Source organism: Streptomyces sp. NPDC050997 (assembly GCF_040660135.1).
Classification (GTDB): domain Bacteria; phylum Actinomycetota; class Actinomycetes; order Streptomycetales; family Streptomycetaceae; genus Streptomyces.
Map to the genome: position 1 here is coordinate 343946 of NZ_JBFAGK010000009.1, position 15787 is coordinate 359732.

Here is a 15787-nt window from a genome sequence, read left to right on the forward strand (position 1 = left end):
CGGAACCCGGTTCGGAACTCGGTACGGCTCAGCGCGCGGCGCCGGACCGCAGCCGGTCCTTGATGACCCGTACGGCCGCCTCGGCGTCGTCCACGGTGACGGTGAACGTGTGGCCGTCCCACAGTTGCAGCACCACGCCCTCGCCCCGCCGTACGACGACCGCGGTGCCCTTCTCGGGACGCCAGCGGTAACCCCAGCCGCCCCAGTGGCGCGGGGTCACGTTCGGGTCGAACTCGGCGCCGGTGACATGGGACAGCGGAATCCGGCGGCGCGGCACACCGATGTGGCCGCAGCGCACTTCCAGGGAGTCCGTGTCGACCTTCAGGGCGACGTGCACGAAGGCGAGAGTGCCGAAGAGAACCAGCAGTCCGGCCGCGATGCAGCCGACGACGGACATCACGAGCGGGGCGATGCCGGACGTCCACTTGGAGTCGACGGCGAGTTGGATGCCGAGCGCCAGACAGGCGGCGCCGCCGAGTGCCAGCAGCCACTGGAACCGGTTGGAGGCGCGCCCGGTCCAGACATCGGGGTGCGGGGTGCTCTCGCCGTGGAGGTGGTCCCTCATGGCTATGAGAGTACTCAGGTTTCGCTTCGCCGGTAGCTCGTCGCGGAGAGTCACCGCGCCGGGCGGGGGTCACCGCGCGGGGCTGACCGCCTTGAGGAGCCGGCCTTCGGCATAGGCCAGAGCGGGCTCCGGGAGGGCACCCTCGCGGCCGCTGAGCAGTACGGTCAGCGTGCCGTCGGCCGCGGCCCGCGGGGCGGGCTGCTCACCCAGCCGACGCAGAGCCTGGGCGGCGACCGCCCCGGCGGAGCCGTGCAGGACGAGCGGGGGGAAGCCGGGGCGCTGCACGGCGGCGCGGATGCGCTCGGAGACCAGCTCGTAGTGGGTGCACCCGAGGACGACGGTCGTCACGCTCGCGGGGGTCAGCGCCGCGGCCGCGGCCACGGCGGCCTCGATGGCCGCCTCGTCGGCGTGTTCCACCGCCTCCGCAAGGCCGTAGCAGGGCACCTCGGTGACCGGCACGCCGTCGGCGAAGTCCTCGATGAGTCCGCGCTGATAGGGGCTGCCCGTGGTGGCGGGCGTCGCCCAGATCGCGAAGGGGCCGCCGCCAGCCGCGGCCGGCTTGATCGCGGGGACCGTGCCGATGACCGGTATGCCGGGTTCCAGCCGGGCACGCAGGGTCGGCAGGGCGTGCACGGTGGCGGTGTTGCAGCCGATGATCAGGGCGTCGGGCCGCCGCGCGGCGGCGGCCTCCGCGACGGCCACGGCGCGCCGAGTGAGGTCCTCCGTGGTCCGGGGCCCCCAGGGCATTCCGTCGGGATCGAGGGAGAGCACCAGATCGGCGTCGGGTCGCAGACGCCGTACCGCGGCAGTGGCCGCCAGCAGACCGATTCCGGAATCCATGAGCGCGATCTTCACCCCGCCACGATAGACGATGTCCCCTTGCGGGTCGGGCCGCTGGGGCAGACTGCGCGCGTGAGCGCCATCGTGTGGATCGCCGCCGGATCACTCGCCGCCTGGCTGTGGCTGCTGCTCGGTCAGGGTTTCTTCTGGCGTACGGACGTCAGGCTGCCGCCCGGGCGGGAACCGGAGGTCTGGCCGTCCGTCTGCGTGGTGGTTCCCGCCCGCGACGAGGCCGCGGTGCTGCCGGCGAGCCTGCCGTCGCTGCTGGCGCAGGACTATCCGGGGCCGGCCGAGGTCTTCCTCGTCGACGACGGCAGCACGGACGGCACGGGGGAGCTGGCGCGGGAGCTGGCCCGCGGACACGGCGGACTCAAGCTGACCGTGACCTCCCCCGGCGAGCCGCCAGCGGGCTGGACCGGCAAGTTGTGGGCGGTGCGTCACGGTATCGGCCTGGCACGCGCGCGTGGCCCCGAGTACCTCCTCCTGACGGACGCCGACATCGCGCACGCTCCGGACAGCCTGCGTCAGCTGGTCGCGGCGGCCGGCCCGGGCGGCTTCGACGTCGTCTCCCAGATGGCGCGGCTGCGGGTCGAGAGCCGGTGGGAACGGCTCGTGGTCCCGGCCTTCGTCTACTTCTTCGCGCAGCTCTACCCCTTCCGCCGGATCGGCCGGAGGCGGGGGCGGACGGCGGCCGCGGCGGGCGGCTGTGTGCTGCTGCGCACCGAGGCCGCCGAGCGGGCGCGGATCCCGGACGCCATCCGGCACGCCGTCATCGACGACGTGGCGCTCGCGCGGGCCGTCAAGGGCGGTGGCGGTCACATCTGGCTGGGGCTGGCCGAGCGGGTGGACAGCGTCCGCCCGTATCCGCGGCTGCACGACCTGTGGCGGATGGTGTCGCGCAGCGCGTACGCGCAGTTGCGGCACAACCCGCTGCTGCTCGCCGGCACGGTGGCCGGACTCGCGCTGGTGTACCTGGTGCCGCCCGTGGCCCTGGTCGCGGGTGTGGCCACGGGGCGGACGGCGGCCCTGGTTCTGGGCGGCCTCGCCTGGTCGGTGATGACCGGGACGTACGTCCCGATGCTCCGTTACCACCGGCAGCCGCTGTGGCTCGCTCCCCTGCTGCCGTTCACCGCGCTCCTGTATCTCCTCATGACGGTCGATTCCGCGGTGCAGCACTACCGGGGACGCGGCGCGGCCTGGAAGGGCCGCACCTACACACGTCCCGACACCGTCGTCGGCGAGGAGAGCTGAACGCTCACTTGCGTCCGGGAGTCCAGTTCATGCCCCACCCATAGGCGCGGTCGACGGTCCGCTGCGGGCTCACACCGCGCTCGGGAACCAGGTAGCGGGCCTCGCGCCGGACCACCAGGTCGCTGCCGGTGTTGGTGATCAGGGCGAGCGCGCACACCGTCGAGGGGACCGTGCACTCGTCGAGGGAGAAGTCGACGGGGGCGCCGTGCTGCGGCTGGAGCGTGACCGTGGCGTGCAGGTCGGCGAACGAGCGCGCCCCTTGGTAGATGGTCACGAAGACGAGGACGCGCCGGAAGTCCCGCGTGTGGTCGAGGTTCACGGTGAGGTTCTCGCCACTCGAGAGGGCGCCGGTGCGGTCGTCGCCGTCGAGGTGGATGTACGGCGGCCGGTGCAGGGCTCCGAAGGCGTTGCCGAGGGACTGGACGACTCCCTTGCTGCCGTCGCTGAGTTCGTACAGGGCGCACAGGTCGAGGTCGAGGTCCGCGTGCGTGGCGATCGCGCGGCCGAGTTTGCTGCCCCAGCCGGAGAACTGCTTGTGGACCTCCCAGTTGAGGTTCACGCGCAGGGCGCCCGAGGTGCCGCCCTGCTTGGTGAGCGAGACGGAGGGTGCCGCCTTGGTGAGTGTCACCTTCGTCAGGCGGACGGGTGCCGTGGGAGGTGTCGAGGGGGGCGGCGGAGGTGGTGCCGAGGTCACCGGAGGTGCGGTGACCGGGGGCGCGAGGGGGGCGGCGGGAGCCGGGGCGGTGTGCTGGGGCTCGTCCACGGTGATGCCGTAGTCGGAGGCGAGGCCCGCCAGCCCGCTGCCGTAGCCCTGGCCGACGGCCCGGAACTTCCAGGCGCCCTGCCGACGGTAGAACTCACCGAGTACGAAAGCGGTTTCCACGGTGGCGCCGGCGCTGTCGAAGCGTGCGGCCACCGTGTCCCGCCGGGCGTCCCTGACCTCGATGTAGAGGTCGGGGACGGCGGCGAACGTACCGCCGTCGGCGGAGGCGGCCAGGACCACGGTCTCGATCGAGGGCTCCACGCGCGCGAGGTCGACCACCAGCGTGTCGGTCACCCTGCCGTCCGCCTCCCGCTTGCCCTCGTACCGGACCGCCCCGGAGGAGTGCACCGGCTGGTTGTAGAAGACGAAGTCACTGTCGGAACGGACCTTTCCGGCCACCAGCAGCAGCGCCGACGCGTCGGCGTCGGGCACGCCCGGTCCGGAGCGCCAGCCCAGTTCGACGCGCAGTGCCGTCGTCGGCACCGGAGCGTTGGATCCTTTCGGCATCGACATGCCTGCTCCCATCACGTGTCAGCGCGCCAGGAGGTGCCCCGGCAGTTCCGTCGGGTTGTCTACCTGTTCAACCTATTCCCCGGGGCGGCGAACTCCCATGAGCGGAGCGCGAAGGTGGGTCACCGACCCGCCGGTAACCCGCCGGGAACTCGGCCTTTACCGAAATGCCACCGCGCGCGGCGCCCCTTTTTGCCAAGTTCGCTCGCATTGGGGGTCCCACGTCACCCCCGACACGGAAAACAACCCTCTTATCGGTCTCCCCAACCAGCACATCGTGGGCTTAACTTATGTGCCATGACCTCCCCCCGCTCCACTTATGGCGGTGGCTACTACTCCGCCTCCTTCCCGGACACTCCGATCTACGACTCGCTCGTGGCCGAGCGGGGTACCCCGCAGATCGCCCCGATCCGGGTCCCCGCCGCGTACGACACACCGGGCAGTCACCTGCCCGCGCTGCCGTCGGCACTGCCCGCTCTTCCCGCCGGCCCCTCCCAGCCCTCCTACGGCTACCCGCAGGCGCAGCAGCCCGCCCCGTTCCAGCAGGCGCCCGCCGCGTACATCCCGCAGCAGGCCGGCATGCCGCGCGCCTACCCGGGCCAGCAGCCTCAGCAGCCGCGCCCGGCGGCTCCCGGTATGGGTACGGGCATGGGTACGGGCTACGAGGCGATGCGCCCCGCCGCTCCGCGCCCGGCGCAGCCGAACTACCAGGACCCGTACAACCAGCAGCAGCAGTACCGCGGCGGCTACTGACGCGTCTTCGGGGCTGTCGGTGCTGCCTGGCACGATGGCCTCATGGGGAACGCGCGATTGCAGTCGATTCACATTCATCCGGTCAAGGCGTTCCGGGGCCTGGCGCTCCGGGAGGTCGACGTGGAGCCCTGGGGGCCGGCCGGAGACCGGCGCTGGGTGTTGATGGACGACGGGGAAAAGGTCGTCACTCAACGCCAGCAGCCACGCCTCGCGACGGCCGTCGCCGAGCTCCTGCCCGGTGGCGGCGTCCGGCTGTCCGCGCCCGGCATGGAATCGTTGACGGTGCCCGTCCCGAGGCCGACCGACACGGTGCCCGTGGAGATCTTCCGGGACAAGGTCGAGGGTGTCCTGGCCGAGGGCGAGGAGGCGCACGCCTGGTGCAGCGCGTACCTCGGCATCGACGTGCGCCTGGTCCACATGGACGACCCGGCCACCAGGCGGCCGGTCGATCCGCAGTACGCGCTGCCCGGTGAGACGGTGTCCTTCGCCGACGGCTATCCGCTGCTGCTCACCTCCACGGCCTCCCTCGACGCCCTCAACTCCCTGATCGCCCAAGGTGATCACGCACACGAGGGCCCGCTGCCCATGAACCGTTTCCGGCCGAATGTGGTGGTGACGGGCACCGCGGCCTGGGCCGAGGACGACTGGTCCCTCGTCGCCATCGGCGAGGTCACCTTCCGCGTCGCCAAGATGTGCGGGCGGTGCGTGGTGACCACGACCGACCAGGCCACGGCCGACCGTGGCAGGGAACCCCTGCACACCCTCGGCCGGCACCGCCGTCTCGACGGCAGACTCGTCTTCGGGCAGAACCTGGTGCCCCGGTCCCGCGGCACGATCCGGGTCGGCGATCCGTTCACCGTCCTCGAATAGGCCGTGACCCGCCCCGTCGAAGGTCCCGGGAACCCGGCCCGGGGGCCCGGGCGTTGGGATTTTCGTGAGCAGTTCATGAGAGGTCCCGGCGCTGGTGATTTCGCTCTCTCTTTGACCGGGTCCGCACGTGAACAGCTGCGTCGGGGGTTATCACGGAGCGGGAAGAGCGGGAAGGGGGTGCGGGACGGTGCGAGCGATCAGCGGACTCTGGCGCTGGCGGCACAACCCGCTGCGCCGGGGAACCGATCTGGCCGAGGCCTGGATGTGTCTGGCGGCGCTGCTGCTGGTCCTGGTCGTCGGCCCGGTGCTCGGCTGGCTCGTCGGCGGCGTCGCCCAGGACACGCTGCAGCGGTCCGTCCGCGAGCAGCGCGAGTCCCGTCACGAGGTGACGGCCACCGTGGTCCGCGAGCTGGGCCGTTCCCCGCTGGACACCGACCCGGAGTCCACCGCCGGGCGGGATATGCGCAGCCGGGTGACAGCCGACTGGACCGGACCGGACGGGACAGCCCGGCACGGCACTGTCCTGGCCCCGCTGCGGAGTCCGCACCGCGGCGACCACTTCACGCTGTGGACGGACCGGCACGGCCGCCTGGCGGCCCGACCGCTGGACTCCGCCACCGCCACGACCCATGCCGTCCTGGCCGGGGTCGGTGCGGCCCTGCTGACGGCGGGCGCCGTCGAGGCCGGCAGACGGCTGGCGCTGTGGCGCATAGTCCGTCGCCGGTACGCCCGTTGGGACCGGGCCTGGGACCGGGCGGGCCCGGACTGGGGCAGGACCGGCACCGGCAGCTGACGGCCTTCCGGCTCTGGTCAACCCACTGTCCGCGCGCACGCTACGGTGGACCGGCCGAACGCATTCGGCATCAACCCGCGTACCACGAGGTGGGGGCACGGCAACGCCATGGCACAGGGCACGGTCCAGGTGACGCACACCGGCACATCGAGGTGGCGGCGCCGCACGGGTGAGTACGCGTCGCTCGCCGCCGCCCTGGAGGCCGCGGCCGACGGCGATGTCCTCACCGTCGCCCCCGGCACCTACCGGGAGAACCTCGTCGTCCAGCGGGCGGTGACCCTGCGCGGCCCGGACGGCTCCCCCGGGTCGGTGCGGATCGCGCCCGTGGACGGGGTGCCGCTGACCGTGCGGGCCTCGGCCGTGGTCCAGGACCTGCACATCGAGGGCCAGGACGCCGCCGCTCCCGCCCTGCTCGTCGAGGAGGGCACGCCGGAGCTCACGGACGTACGGATCGTCACGCGGTCCGCGGCCGGCATCGAGGTGCGCGGCGGCGCGCGGCCGACGGTGCGGCGCTGCACCGTCGACAACCCGGCCGGCATCGGCATCGCCGTACTCGACGGCGGCGGTGGGGTGTTCGAGGAGTGCGAGGTCGTCGCGGCGGGCCAGGCGGGTGTCGCCGTACGCGGCGGCGCGCACCCCCGCCTCGAACGCTGCAGGGTGCACCACACCTCGGGGGTGGGTCTGTCGGTGACCGGTGAGAACTCCGCGCTGGAGGCGGTGGGCTGCGAGGTCTACGAGGTCCGCGGCAGCGGCGTCCAGGTCACCGGCCGGGCCACCGCCCACCTCACCGACTGCGATGTGCACCGCACCACCGCCGACGGCGTCACGCTCGACACGGACGCCGTGCTGACTCTGGCCGACTGCCGTATCCACGACATCCCGGAGAACGCGGTCGACCTGCGCTCGCGTTCGGTCCTGACGCTCACCCGGACGACGGTGCGTCAGTTCGGCCGCAATGGCCTGTCGGTGTGGGACCCGGGCACGCGCGTGGACGCCAACCAGTGCGAGATCTTCGACAGCACGGGGGACTACCCGGCGGTCTGGGTCAGCGACGGCGCGACCGCCGTACTGGACTCGTGCCGGGTGCACGACGTGCCGGACGCCCTCTTCGTCCTCGACCGCGGTTCCCGCGCGGACGTCGTCGACAGTGATCTCTCACAGGTCCGCAACACCGCCGTTTCGGTGAGTGATGGCGCCACCGCCCAGCTCGACGACTGCCGGATCCGGGACGCGGCGACGGGTGCCTGGTTCCGTGACCACGGCAGCGGCGGCACTCTCAACAACTGCACCGTGGACGCCACTCAGACCGGTGTGATCGTCACCAAGGGCGCCGACCCGACGATAGAGCGCTGCACGGTCGACTCCCCCGCGGAGGCGGGCTTCTATGTCTCGGCGGGCGGCCGGGGCAACTTCCTGAACTGCCGGGTGACGGGCAGCGGCGGCTACGGGTTCCATGTGATCGACGGCTGCCGTACGACACTGAAGAAGTGCCGCACGGAGCGGTGCGCGCGCGGCGGGTACGAGTTCGCGGACGCCCCGGACGCGGCGTCCGGCGCGGGTCCCGTGGTGGAGGACTGCACCAGCGACGAGAGCGGCGGCCCGAGGCCCCCCGCCGCGCGGGAGACCGCCGTGGAGACGGCGCCCCGGTCTCCCGGTCTGCTGGGTTCCATCCCCGGGCAGCGCAGCACCGAGCAGGAGCCGCTGGTCGCCGCCGGGGAGCCGGAGCAGTCGGCGCGGAGCTCGAAGGACGTGCTGGGTGAGCTGGACGCGCTGGTGGGCCTGGACAGCGTCAAGCGCGAGGTGCGGGCCCTCACCGACATGATCGAGGTGGGACGGCGCCGTCAGCAGGCCGGTCTGAAGGCCGCGTCGGTCAAGCGCCACCTCGTCTTCACGGGCTCCCCCGGCACCGGAAAGACGACGGTCGCCCGCCTCTACGGCGAGATCCTCGCCTCTCTCGGGGTGCTGGAGAAGGGCCATCTGGTCGAGGTGTCCCGCGTCGACCTGGTCGGCGAGCACATCGGCTCCACCGCGATCCGTACGCAGGAGGCGTTCGACCGGGCGCGCGGCGGAGTGCTGTTCATCGACGAGGCGTACGCGCTGTCGCCGGAGGACTCGGGCCGTGACTTCGGCAAGGAGGCCATCGACACGCTGGTGAAGCTGATGGAGGACCACCGGGACGCGGTCGTCGTGATCGTCGCGGGCTACACCGCCGAGATGGAACGGTTCCTGTCGGTCAACCCGGGTGTCGCCTCCCGCTTCTCACGGACCATCACCTTCAGCGACTACGACCCCGAGGAACTGCTGCGGATCGTGGAGCAGCAGGCCGAGGAGCACGAGTACCGGCTGGCGCCGGGTGCCTCGGACGCGCTGCTGAAGTACTTCACGACGCTCCCCAAGGGCGCCGCCTTCGGCAACGGCCGTACCGCCCGCCAGACCTTCGAGGCGATGGTCGAGCGGCACGCGAGCCGGGTCGCCCACGTCGACGACCCGAGCAAGGACGATCTGACGCTGCTCTACGGCGAGGACCTGCCCGACTTGCCCTGAGGCTCTCCTTCGAGTCGCGGCGTGGGCAGGTCGGGCCGCAGTCGGCCCAGCAACCGTTCCCGTTCCTCGGCGAAGGCGGGGTCGGCCTGGTAGTCGGAGTGGCCGAGGATCGCCGCGGGCAGGGGGTGCCGCGCCGTACGGCCGTACACGAGCGGGTCCTTGAGGGCCTCGCGGTCCACCTGGGGGCCGCAGTCGCCGGTCAGGCGGACGGGGCCGCCGATGGGGTCGGTGGACCGGTACAGGTTGCGCCAGCAGTCCACGTCCTGGTGCAGGGCGCTCAGCGCCGCGGGGCCGAAGTGGGCCGGGAACCAGCGTCCGTAGAGGCGCTCCAGCGGGGAGCCGTAGGTCAGCAGCGCGACGCGTTTACGGACGGACGGGGTGAGCTGCCAGGCCGCGGCGGCGGCGAGCACGCTGCCCTGTGAGTGGCCGGAGATGACGAGCCGGCCGCCGGTGGCCCGGGTCCAGGTCGCCATCCGCCAGGTCAGGTCGGGTACCGCGCGCTCGGCGTAGCAGGGCGGGGCGAAGGGGTGGGCGGCGCGCGGCCAGAAGGTGCCTACGTCCCAGAGGATGCCGATGGTGCGACGCGCGGAGGGGTCCTTGTAGGCGCGTCGGCCCCAGGTGACGAAGAGCAGGAAACCGAGTCCGATCAGCCAGGAGCCCAGGGCCTGAGCGGTCTCGGCGGCGCTCTCGACGACGGCGTACGACTGCTGGGCCGCCTCGGCGGGTGTCTGGTCGGTGGTCATCGCGCCGACCAGGGCCGCGGCACCCAGCAGCAGGGTCGTGGTGGAGGTGACCGCGACGAGCAGGGGCGCGCGGTCGGTGAGGGTGGCCATCGCGCGGATGCGGGCGATGCGGCGGGTGCGGGTGAGGTCCTGCGGCTCGTCGGGGTAGTCGCGCTCCACCGCGGCCAGTTCGAGACGGCGCAGCAACCAGGTACACCGTCCCAGCCAGCCGAACAGCGCCAGCAGCACGAGGAGCAGCGGCGGGATCACCGACGCCTGCCAGGTGAGCAGGACCGGCGGGCCGTCGAGGTCGGTACCGGTGCCGTCCAGCCAGTCGGAGACCCGTTGGGAGACGCCGCCGGACATGACCCCGCCCAGCGCGCAGGCCAGCATCGCGACAGCCGGGCCGGCCAGCCCGCGCATCGCGGCGCGCGAGTCGGGGTGCGCACGGTGCAGTACATGGGCGACCACGCCGAGGGCGATCACCAGCAGGCCCTGGATCAGGGCGATGCCGCCGAAGGTCGTGTCGCCGGGCAGCCGGCCGGCCGACTCCCACCCGGGGCGCTCCCAGCCGGCGTACACCGCGGCGAGGACCAGCAGGGCGACGGCGGCGAGCGGCAGCCGTCGTACGAGATGTTCGTCGAGCTGCCGGTCGAGGCGGTGCTCGCTGCGGCCCCGGCGGCAGACCACCCAGACCACGCCCGCGGCGCCCACGACCAGCGCCGCCTCCAGGAGCCGGCCCAGGACGTCGAGGAGTGCGGGGCCGCCGGGCCGGTGGTCGAAGCGCGCGGCCGAGGTGCCCACCGCCGCGGCGACCGTCAGCAGGCCGGCGGCGGTGTGGGCGGCGCGCAGCCGGGCGACCAGGCGGCGTCCGTACCAGAACCCGGGCCGGCTCAGCGCGGTGCGGCCGGTCTCCTCCTCGGGCTCCGGGGCTCGGGACATCGGCTGCTGGGACTCGTACGCGCTCCAGGTGCGGTGGGACAGGTACCACAGCAGGGCGGTGAGGGCGGTCGGGACCAGGCCGGCGACCACGAGACGACGGCCGGGCCTGCTCCACCAGCCGCCGTCCGAGACCACGGGTGACAGGAAGCCCAGCCAGGAGTGCCGCTCGGCGCACGCGCGGGTGCCCGCGCACTGCCAGGCCGCGAGATCCAGGGCGACCTCGCAGGCGGCGGCGACCAGCAGCACGGTCAGGGTGAGGCCGGCGAGCCGCACCAGCAGGCCGTACAGGCGCACGGTCCGTCTGCGGCCCCGGGCGGTGGGGCGCATCCAGTGCGCGAGGTTGACGACCATGAACGGCAACAGCAGCAGCCACAGGGCGCGGGTGCCGTTGCCAGAGGTGAGGTTGCACCAGACGTACGCCTCCGGCACCGGCCGCCCGCGGTAGTCGGCGGGCCGGGACTCGGCGTCGGCGTCCTCCGCGCGCCGGAAGACGGCGGCGATGTCGTCGCCGGAGATCCGCGCCGTGCGCGGATCGTCCAGCATCTGTTCAGGTGTGGTGCCGCCCACTCCGTGGACCAGGAGTTCCAGGGCGGTTCCGGCTTCCTCCGGCCCGGAGAGGCAGCCGTCCGCTCCTCCGGTCGGGACATGTTCCCGCGCAGCTTCCACTGTTCGCACTTCCCCCGTGACGCGCCGTCGGCATCTGTCCGTGCGGGCACAAGGATCGCCCCTGGGGAGCGTGGCGAACACCCTCCGTCACGTAATCTCCCCGATCCGTGTGACAGCCGAGGCCCGGATGTCGCGTGGATGACATGCGCCAGTCCGGACGGTCAGTGGCGCGGCCCGGCGCGGCGCGTGCAAGGATGGGGCGTCCGCGCACCAGGGACGGGCAAAACGGCCTGGTCGATGGGGGTCCCCCTGGCTCGAGCGAAGTCGGGAGTCGGGGGAGGGTGTGCGGGGCGTGTCGGACGGCTTGAGGCGAAAGGACCGGAGCGTACGTGAGTGAGAATCAGAACCTCCTCGCGGAGCAGCGGCGCGCCCTGATCCTGGACGAGGTCCGACGCCGTGGCGGTGTCCGCGTCAATGAGCTGACCCGCAAGCTCGGCGTGTCGGACATGACGGTGCGGCGCGATCTGGACGCGCTCGCCCGGCAGGGCGTGCTGGAGAAGGTGCACGGCGGTGCCGTCCCCGTGGTCGAGGCGAGCACGCACGAGCCGGGGTTCGAGGCGAAGTCGGGTCTGGAGCTGTCCGCCAAGGAGGACATCGCACGGGCGGCGGCCGAGCTGGTCACGCCGGGCAGCGCGATCGCGTTGTCGGGCGGTACGACGACGTTCGCGCTCGCGCACCGACTGGTGGATGTGCCGGATCTGACCGTCGTCACCAACTCGGTGCGGGTGGCCGATGTCTTCCACGCGGCGCTGCGCACCTCGGGCCCCCGGCCGGGCGCGGCCACGGTGGTACTGACCGGTGGGGTGCGCACCCCGTCGGACTCGCTGGTGGGACCGGTGGCCGACCAGGCGATCGCGGCGCTCCACTTCGACGTGCTGTTCCTCGGTGTGCACGGGATATCGGTCGAGGCGGGCCTGTCCACGCCGAACCTCGCGGAGGCCGAGACCAACCGTCGGCTGGTGCAGTCCGCGCGGCGGGTCGTGGTGGTCGCCGACCACACCAAGTGGGGGACGGTGGGCCTGAGTTCGTTCGCGGCGCTGGAGCAGGTGGACACGCTGGTGACGGACTCCGGACTGTCGAGCGGCGCGCGCGCTGAGGTGTCGGAGCATCTGCGGCTGCTGGTGGTGGCGGGTGAGCCCGAAGAGGCACAGACAGGTGAGTGACCGTCAGCTAAGGTGACGCTGCCCGGTCAACCACCCGTCTTTGCGTGGGGGTTTCGCCCATGGCTCGTCAACTCCGTCCGGTGCGGCTCGAGTTCATCGAGACCGCGCCCGTACGACTTGTCTTCGAGCGGGAGATCTCCGCTGCTCCGGAAGCGGTCTTCGACGCGCTCGCCGGCGATGTGCCCGGCTGGTCCGAGTGGTTCGCGGCGGTCACGTCCGCCCGGCCCGTCGACGACGGAGCCCGGCGTGACGTCCGGCTCAGGGGCGGGTCACGCTTCCTGGAGACGGTGCTCGCCGCCAAGCCTTCCGAGGTGTACGCGTATCGCGTCGACGTGACCAACACGCCGGGAGCCCGCGCGTTGGCCGAGGAGTGGCGGCTCGTCCCCGCGGCCACCGGCACCCGGGTGCGGTGGACCTTCGCCGCCGACGGGACGACGGCTTTCCGGCTCGCCCTGAGGATCGCCCGGCCGGGCCTCGGGCGCGCCTTCCGAGATGCCGTCACCTCGCTGGACCGGCGCCTGGCAGCGCGCTGACGCCACGGGATGGGCGGACGTCAGCACCATGTACGCCATGCCGCCACCCCGCCGCCTGCCGCGGATCTAGCGCCAGACGCCCGTCTCCACCGCGGTGTACCGCGCGATGTCCAGACCCATGTACGTCATGCCAGCACCCCGCCACCTGCCGCGGCACTAGCGCCAGACGCCCGTCTCCAGCAGCGAGGTGATCGCCGCGGTGTACGGGGCGATGTCCAGGCCCTGCTCGGCGAGCCATGTGTCGGAGTAGTACTTGTCCAGGTAGCGGTCGCCCGGATCGCACAGCAGCGTCACCACGCTGCCCTGCCGCCCCTCGGCCACCATCTCCGCGACGATCTTCAGCGCGCTCCAGAGCCCGGTGCCGGTCGAGCCGCCCGCCTTGCGGCCGATGGCCTGCTCCAGGGCCCGTACGGCGGCGACGCTGGCCGCGTCCGGGACCTTCATCATGCGGTCGATCGCGCCGGCCACGAAGCTCGGTTCCATACGGGGGCGGCCGATGCCCTCGATACGGGAGCCGCAGTCGAAGGTGACGTCCGGATCGCCGGTGGTCCAGCCCTCGAAGAAACACGAGTTCTCCGGATCGGCGACACAGATCCGGGTGTCGTACTGCATGTAGTGGACGTAGCGCGCGAGGGTCGCCGAGGTTCCGCCGGTGCCGGCCGTGGCGACGATCCACGCGGGCTCCGGGAACCGCTCCAGGTGGAGTTGGCGGAAGATGGATTCGGCGATGTTGTTGTTGCCGCGCCAGTCCGTGGCCCGTTCCGCGTAGGTGAACTGGTCCATGTAGTGGCCGCCGGTCTCCACCGCGAGGCGGGCGGACTCCTCGTACATTTTGCGCGAGTCGTCCACGAAGTGGCACTGCCCGCCGTGGAACTCGATCAGGCGGATCTTCTCGGCGCTCGTCGTGCGCGGCATCACGGCGATGAAGGGCACTCCGATCAGTTTCGCGAAGTACGCCTCGGACACGGCCGTCGAACCGCTGGACGCCTCGATCACCGGGCGCCCCCGCCGGATCCAGCCATTGCACAGCCCGTAGAGGAAGAGGGAGCGGGCCAGCCGGTGCTTGAGGCTGCCGGTCGGGTGGGTCGACTCGTCCTTCAGGTAAAGGTCGATGCCCCACCGCTCCGGCATCGGGAAACGGAGCAGATGAGTGTCGGCCGAGCGGTTGGCGTCGGCCTGGACCTTGCGGACGGCTTCTTTCAGCCAGCCGCGGTAGGCGGCGTCACTGTGGTCGACGTCGAGGGTTTCGCCGGTCCGGGTCTGTTGGGGGGTACGCACGGCGGGGCTCCTTAGGCGTCGCGCCGACGGCGCTTCGCGCGGCCGACATACCGATCATAGACACCTTCTGCACCCTTCTCACCTGCATAAACATGCCTTTGGGCACCTCAAAGGCACCCCTGGGGCAGGGCGACGCCGAGGCCTGGGGGCGCATTCACGCGAGTGCTCCGGGCGCTCTCGGCCAGAGGGTCGTGCGCACTGGTGCTCGACGGCGGGTGCGTGCAGACTGCCCGACGGGACGAAGGTCCCGACCGGGGGCGCACACTGGACCACGACACGAACAGGACAACGGCCCACGCGGGGGCGGGGGTCGGCACCCAGACGCACAAGGGGGCGGGGCGGGATGGCGGAGCCGGAGTTCACGGCGACGGGCGTGCGGATCGGGAAGCGGCTGCGCTCGCTCACCCGGGCCGGAAAGGTCCGGATCAGCGGCGGCAGGCTCGAATTGCTCACCAGTTACGGCAGTGAGATCGACAGCGCGCCGGTCCAGGCGGTGCGCGCCTCCAAGCCCTGGTTCGCCCCGGAGGACCGGGCCTTGGCGGACCTCAACGGCAAGCGCTACCTGCTGACCCTCGGCGACCACGATCCCGCCCCCGGGGAGCCGGGGCCGCCTGCGGCACGCCGGTTCATCGAGGCCGTACGGAAGGCTGCGGGGCGTAGTCGCTGAGTCACCGCGAGTTGCGGGATGGCGTCCCTTACGTCACGCTGGTTCCACGTCACTCTGGGTTTACCGGCGACAACGCTGCGAACCAGCCCGCCGGCCACGACAGCAGGCGGCTGTTTCACGCAGGCACTTGCTGGATCGATCCGAACTCCGTGTTCTTCCGGACCTCTATGTCGGGGAGTCGCAGCCGTGATCAGTCACCCAAGCAGGCACTGCACGGTGGAGCTGCAAGCCCTGCCGTCGCGGATCGGCCAGGTCCGCAGAATCGTATCGGCGCAGTTGCGCTACTGGCATCTGGATCCGCTCATCGACCGGGCGGCACTGGGCGTGACCGAGTTGTTGACGAACGTCCACCGACATGCCCGGCCCGACAAGACGTGCACCGTGGAGATCGAGTTGGTGCTCGACCGGCTGAAGGTCTCGGTACGCGACCACGACCCGCGTCTGCCGGTCGTGGGACCCCTCGAGGACGCGGACACGCTCGCGACCTGTGGGCGGGGGCTCGCGATGGTCGCCGCGGTCAGTGAGAGCTGGGGCGTACGGCCGGACGGCGAGTCCGGCAAGGTCGTGTGGTTCACGCTGCCGACGACGACACCGTCGTCCGTACGGGCGGGTTCCGCGCGTCCGCCGCGGCGCCAGGTCGTCGAGAAGCCCGCGCACCGCTTCACGGAGGTCGAGCCGTCGGTCGACCCGCGCAGGCCGGAACACACTCCCGCCCGGTCGGCCGTTGTCGGCTGACCGGGCGGTGACCCGGCGCTCCGCTCGGTGGCGCTGATCGTCGGGGGCGCTGATCGTCGAGGGTGGGCGGAAGACGTCGAGCTGTCCGCCGCGGGCGGCCGCACCGAGTCGTTGGTCTCGGTGCCGGGGAGAACATCGGCCTCGGTGACCTCGGCTCACTCCACGACCACGGGCGCATCCACGCGGCCGCCG

General features: G+C 72.1%; 14 protein-coding genes. 9 read left to right on the plus strand and 5 right to left on the minus strand.

Features of this window, described 5'->3' with window-relative positions; translation table 11 throughout:
• Nucleotides 1-28 precede the first annotated feature (28 nt).
• Together AB0H86_RS22800 and AB0H86_RS22805 are read right to left on the minus strand one after the other, a co-directional pair.
• The gene (locus tag AB0H86_RS22800) at nt 29-565 is read right to left on the minus strand and encodes a hypothetical protein (RefSeq protein WP_362441517.1); all 537 of its coding nucleotides are present in this window, start codon (nt 563-565) and stop codon (nt 29-31) included.
• Nucleotides 566-634: 69 nt separating this feature from the next.
• On the minus strand, nt 635-1420 hold the full coding sequence (locus tag AB0H86_RS22805; RefSeq protein WP_362441520.1) for an aspartate/glutamate racemase family protein: 786 nt from the start codon (nt 1418-1420) through the stop codon (nt 635-637).
• A 57-nt stretch (nt 1421-1477) separates the two neighbouring features.
• Between AB0H86_RS22805 and AB0H86_RS22810 the strand changes: the two genes are divergently transcribed.
• Nucleotides 1478-2656 carry a glycosyltransferase gene (locus tag AB0H86_RS22810; RefSeq protein ID WP_362441523.1) on the plus strand — a complete coding sequence of 393 codons (1179 nt, stop codon included), beginning with the start codon at nt 1478-1480 and terminating at the stop codon, nt 2654-2656.
• A 4-nt stretch (nt 2657-2660) separates the two neighbouring features.
• Here the strand turns inward: AB0H86_RS22810 and AB0H86_RS22815 are convergent, their stop codons facing one another.
• Nucleotides 2661-3926, minus strand: a complete 1266-nt coding sequence (locus tag AB0H86_RS22815) for a TerD family protein (protein WP_362441607.1) — start codon at nt 3924-3926, stop codon at nt 2661-2663.
• Nucleotides 3927-4226: 300 nt separating this feature from the next.
• On the opposite strand from AB0H86_RS22815, the gene AB0H86_RS22820 reads away from it, so the two are divergent.
• From AB0H86_RS22820 to AB0H86_RS22835, 4 genes are all read left to right on the plus strand, one after another.
• On the plus strand, nt 4227-4682 hold the full coding sequence (locus tag AB0H86_RS22820; protein WP_362441526.1) for a DUF6643 family protein: 456 nt from the start codon (nt 4227-4229) through the stop codon (nt 4680-4682).
• Nucleotides 4683-4724: 42 nt separating this feature from the next.
• Nucleotides 4725-5552 (plus strand): MOSC N-terminal beta barrel domain-containing protein, encoded by an 828-nt coding sequence (locus AB0H86_RS22825; RefSeq protein ID WP_362441529.1) that lies wholly within the window; start codon nt 4725-4727, stop codon nt 5550-5552.
• A 187-nt stretch (nt 5553-5739) separates the two neighbouring features.
• The gene (locus AB0H86_RS22830; protein ID WP_362441532.1) at nt 5740-6345 is read left to right on the plus strand and encodes a hypothetical protein; all 606 of its coding nucleotides are present in this window, start codon (nt 5740-5742) and stop codon (nt 6343-6345) included.
• A 108-nt stretch (nt 6346-6453) separates the two neighbouring features.
• Nucleotides 6454-8889: a right-handed parallel beta-helix repeat-containing protein gene (locus AB0H86_RS22835; RefSeq protein ID WP_362441535.1), complete on the plus strand. Its 2436-nt coding sequence runs from the start codon at nt 6454-6456 to the stop codon at nt 8887-8889.
• Here AB0H86_RS22835 and AB0H86_RS22840 read toward each other — a convergent pair.
• On the minus strand, nt 8859-11219 hold the full coding sequence (locus tag AB0H86_RS22840) for a hypothetical protein (protein ID WP_362441538.1): 2361 nt from the start codon (nt 11217-11219) through the stop codon (nt 8859-8861). The genes AB0H86_RS22835 and AB0H86_RS22840 overlap by 31 nt on opposite strands.
• Nucleotides 11220-11548: 329 nt before the next feature.
• Between AB0H86_RS22840 and AB0H86_RS22845 the strand changes: the two genes are divergently transcribed.
• Nucleotides 11549-12382 carry a DeoR/GlpR family DNA-binding transcription regulator gene (locus AB0H86_RS22845; protein ID WP_362441541.1) on the plus strand — a complete coding sequence of 278 codons (834 nt, stop codon included), beginning with the start codon at nt 11549-11551 and terminating at the stop codon, nt 12380-12382.
• A 59-nt stretch (nt 12383-12441) separates the two neighbouring features.
• The gene (locus AB0H86_RS22850) at nt 12442-12915 is read left to right on the plus strand and encodes an SRPBCC family protein (protein WP_362441544.1); all 474 of its coding nucleotides are present in this window, start codon (nt 12442-12444) and stop codon (nt 12913-12915) included.
• A gap of 156 nt (nt 12916-13071) precedes the next feature.
• Here AB0H86_RS22850 and AB0H86_RS22855 read toward each other — a convergent pair whose 3' ends face one another.
• Nucleotides 13072-14193: a PLP-dependent cysteine synthase family protein gene (locus AB0H86_RS22855; protein WP_362441547.1), complete on the minus strand. Its 1122-nt coding sequence runs from the start codon at nt 14191-14193 to the stop codon at nt 13072-13074.
• A gap of 343 nt (nt 14194-14536) precedes the next feature.
• Between AB0H86_RS22855 and AB0H86_RS22860 the strand changes: the two genes are divergently transcribed.
• Together AB0H86_RS22860 and AB0H86_RS22865 are read left to right on the plus strand one after the other, a co-directional pair.
• Entirely contained in the window at nt 14537-14860 is a 324-nt protein-coding gene (locus tag AB0H86_RS22860; RefSeq protein WP_362441550.1) for a hypothetical protein, read from the plus strand.
• Between the two features lie 186 nt (nt 14861-15046).
• Nucleotides 15047-15595 carry an ATP-binding protein gene (locus AB0H86_RS22865; RefSeq protein WP_362441553.1) on the plus strand — a complete coding sequence of 183 codons (549 nt, stop codon included), beginning with the start codon at nt 15047-15049 and terminating at the stop codon, nt 15593-15595.
• Nucleotides 15596-15787: the final 192 nt, after the last annotated feature.

Coding starts and splice junctions, on each gene's coding strand:
- AB0H86_RS22850 (WP_362441544.1), top strand. CDS start 12,442: ATGGCTCGTCAACTCCGTCCGGTGCGGCTCGAGTTCATCGAGACCGCG.
- AB0H86_RS22815 (WP_362441607.1), bottom strand. CDS start 3,926: ATGCCGAAAGGATCCAACGCTCCGGTGCCGACGACGGCACTGCGCGTC.
- AB0H86_RS22800 (WP_362441517.1), bottom strand. CDS start 565: ATGAGGGACCACCTCCACGGCGAGAGCACCCCGCACCCCGATGTCTGG.
- AB0H86_RS22825 (WP_362441529.1), top strand. CDS start 4,725: ATGGGGAACGCGCGATTGCAGTCGATTCACATTCATCCGGTCAAGGCG.
- AB0H86_RS22860 (WP_362441550.1), top strand. CDS start 14,537: ATGGCGGAGCCGGAGTTCACGGCGACGGGCGTGCGGATCGGGAAGCGG.
- AB0H86_RS22820 (WP_362441526.1), top strand. CDS start 4,227: ATGACCTCCCCCCGCTCCACTTATGGCGGTGGCTACTACTCCGCCTCC.
- AB0H86_RS22835 (WP_362441535.1), top strand. CDS start 6,454: ATGGCACAGGGCACGGTCCAGGTGACGCACACCGGCACATCGAGGTGG.